The organism is Kribbella sp. NPDC023855 (assembly GCF_040639475.1).
Taxonomy (GTDB): Bacteria; Actinomycetota; Actinomycetes; order Propionibacteriales; family Kribbellaceae; genus Kribbella.
The window spans coordinates 337,475-350,799 of the sequence record NZ_JBFAAA010000001.1; the positions used below are offsets into that span (position 1 = coordinate 337,475).

Consider the following 13,325-nt stretch of genomic DNA (forward strand, 5'->3'; position numbering starts at 1 on the left):
ACGACTGGAACTACTGGAGATTGATGACTGTCACCGAGACCCGGCCCGCGGGCCCCCTCGCCCACGCCGCGCCGGAACTCACCCATCGCGAGATCCTCGAGATCCTGGCCGGGCTGCTCGCCGCGTTGTTCACGGCGATGCTCAGCTCCACGATCGTCAGCAACGCGCTGCCGACGATCATCGCCGATCTCGAAGGGAGCCAGACGCAGTACACCTGGGTCCTGACGGCGAGCTTGCTGGCGACAACCGTCTCCACCCCGATCTGGGGCAAGCTGTCCGACCTGGTGAGCAAGAAGCTGCTCGTGCAGCTCTCGATCATCTTGTTCGTGATCGGCTCGGCCCTCGCCGGGATGGCACACAACGTGCCGTTCCTGATCGGTGCTCGCGCCCTGCAGGGGCTGGCCATGGGCGGTCTGATGGCGCTGGCCCAGGCGATCATCGGTGCGGCGATCCCGCCTCGCGACCGCGGCCGGTACTCCGGCTACATGGGCGCCGTGATGGCCGTCGCGACCGTCAGTGGCCCGCTCATCGGTGGCGTCATCGTCGACACCTCCTGGCTCGGCTGGCGCTGGTGCTTCTACGTCTGTGTCCCGCTCGCCGTGATCAGCCTCGTGATCCTGCAGCGCTACCTGCACCTCCCGCTCGTCAAGCGCCGGGTGAAGCTCGACTACCTCGGCGCGGTGCTGATCAGCATCGCGGCCAGCTTGCCGCTGATCTGGGTGACCTTCGCCGGCCACGACTTCGGCTGGTTCTCCTGGCAGTCCGCACTGTTCGTCGGCGGCACGCTGCTGTTCGGCATCATGGCTGTCGTCGTCGAGAACCGCGCCGCGGAGCCGCTCGTACCGCTCAAGATCGTCAAGCAGCGCACGACCGCGCTGGCCATCGTGGCCAGCCTCGCCGTCGGTGTCGCGATGTTCGGCAGCGCACTGTTCCTCGGCCAGTACTTCCAGGTCGCCCGCGGCTACAGCCCGACCGAGGCCGGCCTGCTGACGATCCCGATGATGCTCGGCTCCTTCATCGGCTCGGTCGGAGCCGGTCAACTGGTGAGCCGGTTCGGCAAGTGGAAGCGGTACCTGATCATCGGTGGCGTCCTGCTGACCGCGGGCCTGTCGCTGCTCGGCACGATCGACCACACCAGCCCGTACTGGTACGTCGGCCTCGGCATGCTCCTGATGGGCATCGGGATGGGCGCCATGATGCAGAACCTCGTGCTCGCGGTGCAGAACACCGTGGACGTCAGCGAGATCGGTGCGTCCAGTGCCTCGGTGGCCTTCTTCCGCAACCTCGGTGGCGCGGTCGGTGTCTCGGTGCTCGGCGCCGTCCTGGCCAGCCGGGTCAAGAACCTGATGATCGAGGGGCTGCTCCACGGTCCGGGCGGCGCTGAAGCGGCCCGCAAACTGCAGGACGGCGGCTCGGGCGGCACCAGCCTGCTCGACGTCAACCACCTGCCCCCGCAGCTCGCCGAACTCGTCCGCCACTCGTACGGCGACGCCACCGGCCGCATCTTCCTGATCGCCGCGGGCTGCGCCCTGGTCGGCCTCATCGCCGTCCTGTTCATCAAGGAGATCCCGCTCCGCCGCACGGTCGCCAAGCTCGACGAGCCGATCGAGCTGGACTGATCGCGATCACTGCTCCGGCGGTTGCAGGTCCGCCAGGTCGCGGGTCCGGATGATGGGGGAGCCGAGCAGCCACAGTACGGCGAGCAGGCCGCCGGCGGCGGAGATCAGCAAGGTCTCCCGGACGCCCAGCCAGGTGCCCAGGAGACCGCCGACCACCGCGCCGAGCGGCCGTACGCCGTAGTTGATGCTGCTGAACGCGCCGACGACCCGGCTGCGCATGTGGTCGTGGATCACCGCGGACTGCAGTGAGTTCAGCGGTACGTCGAAGCACATCACCGCGAACGCACCCACGAACTCGGCGGCGGCGAGGATGCCTGCCCGCAGCCAGACAGGTCCGTCGGCCAGTGCCACCAGTCCCAGTGACGCGGGGAAGACGACCGAGCCGATCGCGATCAGCCGACCGGCGCCGAGCGCCTCGGCGAGCGGCTTGGCGGCGAGCGCTCCGATCAGTCCGCCCGTTGCGCCGATCCCGAGGGCGAGGCCGATCGTCCCCGCGGAGAGTTCCAGGTTGCGGCTGGCGAACAGCACCAGCAGCGCCATCCCGACCATGTTGAAGAAGTTCACCGTCGTCGCACAGCCCAGACTCGCCCGCAGGTAGGGATGCCGCAACAGGTACCCCATCCCCGCCCGCGCCCTGAAAAGCAACGATTCCTCGCCGCCGTCAGCGTCCCCCGGCGGGACCTTCAACCGGCTCACCTGTACTGCGGAGAACACGAACGACAAGGCGTCCACCAGCACCGCGATCGGGGCGGTCAGCCACTGGATCAGCAATCCACCGACAGCGGGCCCGGCCATGAACGACATCGACCTGGTCGCCGACAGCTTGCTGTTGGCCTCCAGGAACTGATCCCGACGGACGAGTCGCACGAAGAAGGACGCGTACGCCGTGTTGAAGACGACGTGCGCACTACCGGCCAGGATCGCGATCGCATACAGGTGGCCAAGAGTCATGATGTCCAGCCAGTACGCCGCCGGCAGCGACAACAGCAGCACGGTCCGGCTCAGGTCGGCCGCGATCATCAGCGGGCGCTTGTCCCGATGCCGGTCGACCCAGGTGCCGATGAACAGCGAGGCGAGGTTCGGGAGCCAGACCGCCGCGGTCAGGAAGCCGACCTGACTGGGGGAGGCGTTGAGGAGCGTGACCGCGATCAACGGCAGTGCGAGCTCGCTGATCCGGTCGCCGAACTCCGAGACGCCCTGTGCGGACCAGAACGTCCGGAACCGGCGGTCACGCCAAAGGCTGGCGGGTGGGGCTTGCGGGACGGTGCTGGACATGGCGGTTCCTCACCAACTCAGTTAGTTGCCTCAGGCAAGGTCATGCGGATCAGCCGGACCGGCCTGGCATCGTCGGGCGCGCCGCCAGGGCCGCGCTGGACGTAGGGCGCCAGCAGTTCCTGGATCGCGTTCTCGATCTGCTCGGCCTCGGCGACCGTGATCGTCACCAACGTGTTCGACGACCCGCTGGCGCGGCTCCAGGTGGGATCGAGGGCCGGCTCGGTGTCCGAGATCCATTGCTGGACGTGGTCGAGGGCCTGGCTCATCATCTCGGTGCGCAGCATCCGGCCGGCCTCGGCACCGTCCGGCGTGTCCGGCATCTCGAACCGGAAGCCCCGGGCGACCGCCTTCCACCAGCGCTGCCGCTTGTCCGCCCCACCCTCGGGCGGCGCGGAGTCACTGACCAGCCCGAACGACTCGAGATGCCGCAGATGCCAGCTCGTCACCGACGGCGAGGCGCCGACATGCACCGACAGCTGGGTGGCGGTCGCCGGGCCGTTCTTCTGCAGATAGCTCAGGGCGGCCAGCCGGACGGGATGCGCCAGCGCCCGCATCGCCTGCGGGTCGGTGATCTCGAAGTCGCCGTACGGATTTCTGAGAGACATGTTTCGAGAGTAATCTCTCACATCTCGGCAGAGCAAGACCCCACAGTTTGCGAGAGCCGAGCGAACTAGAGCTGGAGGGTCCGGGACCAGACGTCGTTGGTGATGTCCGGGCGCATGCCGACGGCGAGGTAGCGGCCTACCGCCGGGGTGGGGTTCGAGGTGTCGACGTGGAGGATGGTGCCGGCGAGACCGGCAGCTGCATCCAGGGCGAACTGATCTTTCAGCAGGTACTTCGCCAGTCCTCGTCCGCGCGCTTCGACCAGTACGCCGATCCGGCCGATGTACCCGCAGTTCTCCGTGCTCACGAAGTTCCGGTCCCACTCCCGTACTGCGGCCGGCCGGCCGTCCAGCTCGAGCACGGTCAGGCAGGACCAGTCGAAGGTCGACCGGCTCTCCCGCGACTCGACCCACTCGTCGTACGGGCGAGGGACCGAGCCCGGCTGGGTTGCGAACGACTCGGCGATCACCTGATGCCCGGCTCGCCGGATCGTCTCGTCGAAGCCACCGCGATGCACCGTCACTCCGTCGGGCACGGCAGGCGGTTCGACCGGACCGGCGTGCTCGATCTTCATCCGGTCGGTGGACGTCGCCAGGGTCAGCCCACGCTCGGCGGCCACTGCGGCGAGTTGCCGGTCCGCGCGGAGCATGCCGAGCCGGACCGCCTGCTCGGTCCGACCTTCCGAGCGTGCCACCTCGACAGCGCGCTGAAGCGCCCGGTCCAGCAACCAGCCCGTAACCTCCCGGTCGGCCGAGCAGACCTCGACGCTGACTCGGCCCGGCGCGCGCACGGCCGCCGCCGAGCCGACAATTCGGTCGCCGCTGGTGACGAGCCAGGTGTCGGTGGGCAGGTCGAGTGCTGGGTCGCGAAGGAAGTTGGCCACCCCTTCCGGGCTGAACTGGTGGGCGCCGACGAGCGCGAGGCTGTGGCCGGCCAGGTGTGCCTGGATGCTCGGGGCGTCCTCGAGCCGCATCGGCCGGACGGTCAGACCGGAAGGCAGGTCGGGAAGCCCGGGAGACAGGTCGGGTAGCCCGGGAGACAGGTCGGGGCGCGGGTCGGTAGGAGGTCCGGGCGGGAGGCCGGGCATCAGGTGACCGGGAGGGTGCGGCGCCAGACGTCGATGATCAGGACGGATTTCATCCCGACCGACAGGTAGAGGCCGAGAGCGGGAGTCGGGTTGTTGGTGTCGACGTGCAAGATCGTGCCGGCTCGGCCGGCCGCGGCGTCGGCGGCGAAGGCGTCCCGCAGCAGGAGCTTGGCCAGGCCGCGCCCCCGCGCCTGCTCGAGCACGCCGAGCCGAGGTACGTAGTTGCAGTTCTCGTCCTCGACGAACTGGCTGTTGCTCTCCAGAAACCCGACCGCCCGTCCGTCCAGCTCCACCAGCGTCACCTGCGACCAGTCGAACGTCGACTGCGACTCGTGAGCGGCGTGCCACTGATCAAAGGAGCTCGGCACGAACCCGTACTGCCCGGTGAAAGCCTCCGTGAACACCGCATGAGCCACCCGTCGCGTCTCCTGATCGGGCGCACCGTGCCGGAGCACCACGCCCTCCGGTACGTCGGGTGCCGCCACCGGCCCGGTGTGGTCGATCCGCATCCGCTGGTACGTCGTAGTCGGGGTGAAGCCGTTGTCCGTGAGCAACTCGCGTTTGGCGGTCTCGGAGCGGTAGGTGTTCGCGTCGACCGAGACCTCGGTCAACCCGTTGGCCCGGGCCAGGGCCTGGCCCCGCGCGGTGGTCTCGCCCAGCAGCCACTCGGCCACGCCGCGATCCGCGCTGTAGACATCGACGTCGACGATGCGATGGTCACCTTTGCCGTAGGCGGCGCCGTAACCGGCCAGGGTCTCGCCGGCGTAGACCAGCCACGCGTCCTGATCGAGGTCGAAGCCAGGCTCGGTGAGCTCATCGGTCATGTCGTCGAGGGTGAAGTCGGCGAACCCGATCGCCGCCGTGTTGCACGCCGCGACGAGCTCGTAGATCGCCTCCGCGTCGTCCTTGGTCGGTCGGCGAACGGTGTGCCCAGCAGGCAGTGCGGCGGTCATCCCCTCATCGTGCTGAACGACCGCCGCACTGTCTAACCCTTTAACCGCGCCCTTTAACCGCGCGCTTAATCACGCGCTGTCAGCAAGCCTTGATCCAGTCGTTGCCGCAGCCCGCGTCCTCGGCTTGCGCACTCGTGCTCGGCGCCGCCTTCACCGCGGCGACCGGCGCCTTCTCGCCCCAGGACGCCAGCGTGACGCCGACCGCATCCTCGACCGGCCGGGGCGTGGTCAGGTAGTTGTTCGAGATCATCGAGAACACCAGCTTGCGGCCGTCCTTGTTCGACACGTAGCCGGACAACGCGGTGACGCCGGTCAGCGAGCCGGTCTTGCCGCGCAGGTTGTTCGCTGCCGGGGTGTTACGCATCCGGCTGCGCAGCGTGCCGCCGACGAACCGGTCCGGGTTGCCCGCGATCGGCAGCGCGTCGTACCACTGCTGGAACCAAGGCTCCTTCTGTGTCGCGATCAACAGGTCGCTGACGCTCTTCGCCGTCACATTCACCTTGCGGGACAGGCCGGAGCCGTCCGACAAGCGGATCGTGTCGGTGGGTACGCCGACGCTCTTGGCGTACTCCGTGGTGACCTCGAGCCCCGCCGGCCAGCTGCCGCTCGCCTTCGCGACCACGCCCATCGCCTTGGTCAGGGTCTCGGCGTGCATGTTGTTGGAGAGCTTCATGAACGGGGTCATCAGCTCGCCGACCGTCATCGACTCGTCGCGGGCGAGCCGCCGGGCGGTGGCCGGGGCCGCCGCCGCGCGGATCTTGCCGTCGACGCGGACACCTTGGGCGGTGAGCGCGCGACGGAACACGTCAGCGGCGTACAGGGTCGGCTCCCAGACAGTGACCCAGTCCTGGCCGGCGCTCGCACCGAGTGGGATCGAGCCGGTGATCCGGACGATGTTGGTGCCGTGGTCGCGCTCGACGTTGAGCGTGTTGCTCGAGCCGGCCGCTCCGGTCGTGGCGGTGTTGACCAGCTTGAGGATGCCGTTCGCCGGGATCATCTTGAGTTGCACCGGCGCTCCGACCGTCGCGCCGGGCAGGCTCTCGACGATCGCAGTACCAGAGTCGTAGTCGGTGTCGGGTGCGAGGGTGAGGGCGGAGATCTGGGCGCTGTAGTAGAACGACTCGTCGTCCGAGGCCCAGGTGTCGCCGAGACGCACCTGGTCGAAGTACGTGTCATCGGCGATCAGATTTCCGTCGACCCGCCTGATGCCCGCCGCGGCGATCTGCTTGGCCAGCGCGACGTAGTCGGACTCCAACGCCGTCGGATCCCCAAACCCCTTCAGATAAAGGTCTCCGCGCAACTTGCCGCCCCTGACCGGCACAGTCGCCAGTACGTCGGTGTGGAACCGGAAGCTGGTCCCCAACGTTTCCATCGCGGCCGCGGAGGTGAACAGCTTCGTGTTGGACGCCGGCAACAACCGCGTCCCGCCGTTCCGGTCGTACAACGTCTCGCCGGTGGTCGCGTCGCGCACCACCAGCCCGACCTGCGACCCCTGGAACCGCGGATCGGTCAGCAACGTGTCCAACTGCTGCTGCAGCCCGGTCGCCGCGACCTGCTGCCCCGTGGCCGGTCCCTGTACTGCGGTCGGCGCGCCGGCCGACTGCCCCACCAGTCCCGCCGTCGCTGCGATGGCCGCCGCGAAGGCCACCAACCCGCGGCTCGACACTCTCGGTAATTTTCTCACAAGAACCCCTCAACCTTCAGGCGGAAACCAACTACCCCGGAGTCTCTATCCCGCGGCCGCTCCGGTCCAGTGATCGCGCGCATTCAGAGCACAAAAGGATTGGTGCCGAGCTTGGCGAGCAGGTACCAGGCGGTCGCGCCGGTGTGCAGGGAGGCGTAGTACAGGTCGCCGAAGCCGGTGTCGAGGCCGTCGGACGAGGCGGCGACGATTCCCTTGCCGTCGGCGTTCGGGGCGCGGAGCTGGGCGTCGCGGAGGCTGGCGAGGTAGCTGGTGACGCGGTCCCGGTCGCCGGGGCCGCGACGGAGCTGGAGTGCGGCGACGAGGTGGGCGGTGCCCTCGAACCAGACCTTGCTGGTGTCGGTGTTGCTGAAGGAGATGCCGGTGAAGCCGCCGTCCGAGGCGCTCAGGTTCGCGATCACCCAGTCCACCGCCTGGCTGGAGCGGCGATCGCGGGTGGCGAGATAGGCCCAGACCTGGACGTCGGCCGGGATCGGGTAATGGTTGATCGTCACGCCGTCAGGGTTGGTGCCGGTCCAGAGCATCCTGCCGGGGGTGTCCCACATCGCCTGGACGAAGGCGAACGCTCGGGCCGAGCGAGTCGCCCAGAGGCGGTCGCCGGTTTGCTTGGCCAGCATGGCGAAGAACGCGCCGATGTCGATGTTGTGCTCGGTCGCCTTGAACGTGAGCGGCTGGTCGTCAGCGCTGCGGCCGCCGGTGTAGCCGGGGATGCCTGCCGCGGACCAGGTCTTGGAGTGGATCCAGTTGGCGGCGGTGAGTGCGCCGGTCAGGTACTTCCGCTGGCCGGTGCGCTGGTACAGATGGCACAGCGCCATGCCGACCCAGGCCTGGTTGCCGCTGTAGGCAGCGGGGGAGCCGATGTACGGCGTACCGTCCGCGGTGATCAGCGGGTCCGGCTGGTACGACGCGCGGGTGCGGCCGTCGCCGATCGGGTCGTGCGCCTGGACGTAGAGCAGGACGTCACCGAGCATCTGCGCGCGGGCCAGGTGGGCGGGGGAGCCCTCGTGGGTCAGGGCGATGATGGTGAGCGCGTCGTCGTACAGGAAGGACGAGACGAAGTTGATGCCGGCGAAGAAACCGCCGGTGTAGCTCTGAGGGACGCGCAGGGTGGTGCCGCTGCCGTACTGGTCGATCTTCTCGGCCAGGAAGGCGAAAGCGGCCGTCGTCGACGTATCGGCCGGGCGACGGGCGGCGAGGGCCGGCGGAGCGGCCAAGAGGGTGCCGAGGGCAACAAAACCGCCGATGAGAGCGCGCCGCGTGGGTGCGGAGACGGCGGGTGGGGTGGAGGAGGGGGCGGGTGGGGTGGCGGCGCTGCCGGTGAGGGAGGCGCCGGTGGAGGGGGCGGGTGGGGTGGCGGCGCTGCCGGTGGGAGAGGCGTCGCCGGTGAGAGAGGCGTCGGCGGGGTAGGCGTCGGTGGAGGGGGCGGAGTTGCTGTGGGGCATTGCGGTCCTCACGGGTTGGGACGGCGGCGTTTGGGTTTGGGGAGGCGGCGGGGGTCGATGGCGGCGGCGGTGGATTCGAGGGCGGTGAGGGTGCCGGGGTGGTTCAGCTGGGCGACTCGGGTGTAGAGCACGTCGAGGACCAGCAGTTGGGCGTGCCGGTCGGCGAGGGCGTCGGCGGGGGCGGCTCCGGTCTGCGCCGTGGTGAGGACGAGGTCTGCCTCGGCCGCCAGGGTGGAGACCCGGTCGTTGGTGATCGCCACCGTGCGCGCACCCCGGGCAGCGGCGGCCCGCAGTACGTCGATGGTCTCCGCGATCTGACCCGAGTGGGAGACGCCGATGACCAGATCACGCTCGTCGGCCAGCGTGACCGAGACGAGCGCGCCGTGCACCTCCGGCCAGAGCCAGCAGGCGAAACCGATCCGCTGGAGCCGGATCCGCAGTTCGTCGGCGGTGATCGCGCTGGTGCCGACTCCGAAGAGATGGATCGCGCGCGCGGCGGTCACCGCGCGAGCGACCTCGTCGATGGCGGCCAGGTCCAGTTGGTCCGCGGTGGAGAGCAACGCCTGCGTGTTGGCGGCGACGATCACCTTGAGGACCTGGTCGAGGTCGTCGGCCGGGTCGATCTCGCCGCCGATGTCGGTGCTCCAGCGACTGCTGCCCGATCGGCCGACCTGCTCGGCCAGCGCGACCTTGAGCGCGGCGAATCCGGACAGCCCGGCGGTGTGGCAGAACCGGGTCACGGTGCCGGGCGAAGTACCGGTGCGGTCGGCGAGATCGGTGATCGTCAGCCGGGCGGCCTCGGCCGGCTCGGCCAGCAGGAAGTCGGCGATCCGGACCAGCGCGCCGCCCGTCGCCGGCCGCAGTTCGCGCAGCCGCTGGAGGATGTCCGTCATATGAAAGAAATTTCCATCCAGTGAGAGCGACTGTCAAGAGATCGAAATAATTTCCAGCCCTCGATTCTCAGGTGAAACGATGGAAAAGTGGCCGCCACAGGTACCGCCCCACCTGAGGAGTCACCATGCGCAGCAGCAGAATCGTCGCCGCCCTCGTCCTCGTCCTCGCCCTCACCTCGCTGAGTCCGCCCGCCCAGGCACAAACCAACCGCACGACAGCCGCCGTGTTCCCGGCCGTCGTGATCGGCGAGGACTTTCCCGATCCGGACGTCTTCCAGAAGAACGGAACCTGGTACGCGTACTCGACCAACAACGGCCGCGGGCACGTCCCGGTCGCCAGCGCACCGAGTGCCACCGGCCCGTGGACCATCCGGGGCGACGCGATGCCCGGCGGTCCGTCGGCGAGCTGGGCCCAGCCCGGCCGCACCTGGGCGCCCGACGTCCATCCGAACCCCGACGGCAGTTTCACTCTCACCTACACGGCCTGGCACAAGTCGTCCGGCCGTCAGTGCATCGGGGTAGCCACCTCGAGCTCGGCGCTCGGCCCGTTCACGCCGGTCGGCAGCCAGCCGCTGATCTGCCCGCTCGGCCAGGGCGGCGCGATCGACGCGAACACCTTCGTCGCCAACGACGGCACCCGGTACCTGACCTGGAAGAACGACGGCAACGCGATCGGTCAGCCGTCCACACTCTGGCTGACCCGGACCACGAACAACGGCACGAGCCTCACCGGCGGCAACACGGCGATGCTCACGTCGAGCAGCGTGATCGAGGCGCCCGACCTGGTCCAGCGGGGGAGTCAGTTCGTGCTCTTCTACTCCGGTGGCGGCTACAACGACTGCAACTACCTGACGTCGTACGCGACCGCGCCGAGCCTCAGCGGCCCGTGGACCGTCGCCTACCGCCCGTTGATGACCACCGCGAGCTTCGACAATCGCGTCTGCGGTCCCGGTGGAGCGGACTTCGTCGGGGACAAAGTCTTCTTGCACGGCTGGGTCAACGGCTCGAGACACTTGTACGTCGCCGACCTCGGCTGGGCGAACGACTTCCCGGTGGTCCGGGGCAGCCGGGTCCGGACCGAGGCGGAACGCGGCACGCTGAATCACTGTGTGGTCCGCACCGGAGCCGCCGGCGCATCGGGCGGAGCGGTCGCCGCCTACATCGACTACGCGGACTCCTGGGTCCAGGTCTCGGTGTTCGCTCCGTCAGCCGGCGGCTACACCCTGTGGGTCGGCTATGCGAACGGGATGGGCGCCAGCTCGACCCACGGTCTGGTTGTCAATGGCAACAGTCAGGGCACGGTGAACTATCCGGTCACCGGCTGGGACAACTGGCGCCAGACGTCCGCCCCGGTCACCTTGAACGCCGGCTGGAACACGATCCGGCTGACCAAGGGCACCCTGTACGCCGAAGTGGACTACCTCGAACTCCAGTAGCCCTGAGCACAGGGTTCACCCGGGATCGGAGTCCGGGTGAACCCTGGTCGCACCCGTCCGTTGCGTGGCGCAGTACGCCGGAGTCGTCCCGGGACTCGTAGGCTCGGGGTGCACAACCGCACGAACGGGAGTCCGAAGTACCTGATGGCGAAACCACCCGAGCAGGTGTTCACCGACCGACGGCAACGCCGCCCGGTCTGGTTCGACCTGCGCCGTACCACCCGCGGTATCCAGGCGATGATCCTCGGCGGGCTCGCCTCGCTGGTCTCGCTGATCATCACGTTCTGGACGCTGCCGCAGATCAGCAGTGACGGCCGGCTGCCGATCCTGCGGCTGGTGGTCCTGCTAGCCGTGATCGGCCTGGTGGTGCGCTGGATCCTGGCCGGGATCGCGGTGCTGATCGGCTCTGTCGGAGTCCTGATCGGCGGGCTGCTGAGCCAGTTCGGGGTCGTCTACCTCGGCGTCACGCTCGATCCGGGCGTCAACCTGCACGGCGGGGTCGAGGCGGCCTGGCTGGTCTCGATCGTGATGTCGTCGGTCAGCGCGTTCGTCGGCTGGGTCGCGTACGCCGGGAGCGACGACGCCTACGTCTCCGAGGTGATGCGGGTCGTCCGCCGCCGGGCCCGCAAGATCGAGGCCGCGCCGAAGACCGGGATGCTGATCATCCAGATCGACGGGCTGTCCGCGCCGCTGCTCAACTGGATGGTGATGTCGGGCAACCTGCCGCATCTGGGCGGCTGGGTCCGGGACGGCAGCCATTCGCTGGTCGGCTGGCACACCGGCGTACCGGCGACGACGCCGGCCAGTCAGGCGGGCATCCTGCACGGCGGCTCGGGGCAGATCCCGGCGTTCCGCTGGTACGAGAAGGAAACCGGCCGGGTGATGGTGACCAACCGGTCCCGGGACGCCGCCGAGATCGAGGCGCGGATGTCGACCGGCCGGGGGCTGCTGGCCGACGGTGGCGCGAGCATCAGCAACAACTGGTCCGGGGACGCCCCCAAGTCGGAGCTCGTGTTCAGCCGGGCGGCGTTGCCCAACGGTCGCAGTCGCGGGTACGTCCGCTTCTTCTCCAGCCCGCACGGGGCCGCCCGAGGACTTGTGCTCTGTGTCGCCGAGATGGTCAAGGAGCTGCACCAGGCACGCAGGCAGCGCCGGCGCAATCTCGTCCCGCGGGTCAACCGCGGCGGCTCCTACATCTTCCTGCGGGCCATCTCCAACGTCCTGCTGCGCGACCTGAACGTCTCCCTCGTCACCGACGAGCTGATCAAGGGCACCCCGGTCATCTACTGCGACTTCGTCGACTACGACGAGGTGGCCCACCATGCCGGTCCGACCCGGCCGGAGTCGCTGCAGACGCTCGAAGGCCTCGACCGGGTGCTCGGCGCGCTCCAGCGGATCATCAACATCCTGCCGCACTCGTACGAGATCGTGGTGCTGTCCGATCACGGCCAGAGCCAGGGCTCGACCTTCCTGCAGCGCTACGGCCGGACGCTGACCCAGGTGGTCGACGAGTTGGTCGACACCACCAAGGAGCCGGTGGCGGCGACCCGCCCGTCCGAGGGCTGGGGCCCGGTCAACGCGTTCCTGACCGAGCTGAGCCTGCGCCGCAGTGTCGCCGGCACGATGACCCGCCGGGCGCTGCACGGCAAGGCCACCCGCGGCGAGGTCGAGCTCGGTCCTGCCGACTGCGAGCCGCCGGTCGCGGCCGACGAGCAGATGGTCGTCACCGCGTCGGGCAACCTGGCCTTGATCTACCTGGCGACCACGCCCGGCCGGGTTCCGCTGGAAGAGATCGAGCTGCTCCACCCGAAGCTGATCCCGGGCCTGGCGACGCATCCGGGGATCGGCTTCGTCGTGGTCGACACGCTGGCCGAGGGTCCGGTCGCGATCGGGAGCGCCGGGGTCCACGTACTGCGCTCAGGCCGGATCGAAGGCGTCGACCCACTGGCGCAGTACGGGCTGCGGGCGGCGGCGTCGATGCTCCGGCAGGCCGAGATGCCGCACAACGGCGACATCGTGGTGATCAGCCGGCTGGACGAGTACACCCACGAGGTGGCCGCCTTCGAGGAACTGGTCGGTTGCCACGGCGGCATCGGCGGCTGGCAGACCGAGGCCGTCCTGGTCCACCCGCGGCGCTGGGTCGTCGACGAACCACCCGTAGGCTCCGACGCGGTGCACCACCTCCTGATCGGCTGGCTCGAACAGCTCGGCCAGCGCAAGCACGAGTCCGAGATCACGGCGGCCGCCGTGGCCGCCTCGAATGATGCAAGCGTGAAAGATGCCAGCGTGACGGATGCAAGCGTGGAGGCCTGAGC

The 13,325-nt window shown here is 69.0% G+C and carries 10 protein-coding genes; 3 read left to right on the top strand and 7 right to left on the bottom strand.

The genetic code is table 11. From position 1 onward, the window contains the following. The first annotated feature begins 23 nt into the window (after window positions 1–23). Window positions 24–1,619, top strand: a complete 1,596-nt coding sequence (locus tag AB0F51_RS01535) for an MDR family MFS transporter (protein WP_360272343.1) — start codon at window positions 24–26, stop codon at window positions 1,617–1,619. A gap of 6 nt (window positions 1,620–1,625) precedes the next feature. Here AB0F51_RS01535 and AB0F51_RS01540 read toward each other — a convergent pair whose 3' ends face one another. The 7 genes from AB0F51_RS01540 to AB0F51_RS01570 form a co-directional block, all read right to left on the bottom strand. Then, the gene (locus AB0F51_RS01540; RefSeq protein ID WP_360272345.1) at window positions 1,626–2,894 is read right to left on the bottom strand and encodes an MFS transporter; all 1,269 of its coding nucleotides are present in this window, start codon (window positions 2,892–2,894) and stop codon (window positions 1,626–1,628) included. 17 nt (window positions 2,895–2,911) lie between these two features. Then, a complete protein-coding gene (locus tag AB0F51_RS01545; RefSeq protein ID WP_360272348.1) occupies window positions 2,912–3,499 on the bottom strand; it encodes an ArsR family transcriptional regulator in 588 nt (195 codons plus the stop codon). A gap of 65 nt (window positions 3,500–3,564) precedes the next feature. Further along, complete coding sequence (locus tag AB0F51_RS01550; protein ID WP_360272351.1) at window positions 3,565–4,470, bottom strand: GNAT family N-acetyltransferase; 906 nt, start codon at window positions 4,468–4,470, stop codon at window positions 3,565–3,567. Window positions 4,471–4,583: 113 nt separating this feature from the next. Next, window positions 4,584–5,537, bottom strand: a complete 954-nt coding sequence (locus tag AB0F51_RS01555; protein ID WP_360272354.1) for a GNAT family N-acetyltransferase — start codon at window positions 5,535–5,537, stop codon at window positions 4,584–4,586. A gap of 79 nt (window positions 5,538–5,616) precedes the next feature. Continuing rightward, complete coding sequence (gene dacB / locus AB0F51_RS01560; protein WP_360272357.1) at window positions 5,617–7,203, bottom strand: D-alanyl-D-alanine carboxypeptidase/D-alanyl-D-alanine-endopeptidase; 1,587 nt, start codon at window positions 7,201–7,203, stop codon at window positions 5,617–5,619. 101 nt (window positions 7,204–7,304) lie between these two features. Then, a complete protein-coding gene (locus AB0F51_RS01565; RefSeq protein ID WP_360272359.1) occupies window positions 7,305–8,681 on the bottom strand; it encodes a hypothetical protein in 1,377 nt (458 codons plus the stop codon). Between the two features lie 8 nt (window positions 8,682–8,689). Beyond that, window positions 8,690–9,574: a MurR/RpiR family transcriptional regulator gene (locus AB0F51_RS01570; RefSeq protein ID WP_360272362.1), complete on the bottom strand. Its 885-nt coding sequence runs from the start codon at window positions 9,572–9,574 to the stop codon at window positions 8,690–8,692. A 125-nt stretch (window positions 9,575–9,699) separates the two neighbouring features. Between AB0F51_RS01570 and AB0F51_RS01575 the strand changes: the two genes are divergently transcribed. Further along, entirely contained in the window at window positions 9,700–11,010 is a 1,311-nt protein-coding gene (locus AB0F51_RS01575) for a family 43 glycosylhydrolase (RefSeq protein WP_360272365.1), read from the top strand. A gap of 108 nt (window positions 11,011–11,118) precedes the next feature. Beyond that, window positions 11,119–13,323 (top strand): alkaline phosphatase family protein, encoded by a 2,205-nt coding sequence (locus AB0F51_RS01580; RefSeq protein ID WP_360272368.1) that lies wholly within the window; start codon window positions 11,119–11,121, stop codon window positions 13,321–13,323. The last annotated feature ends 2 nt before the right edge of the window (window positions 13,324–13,325 follow it).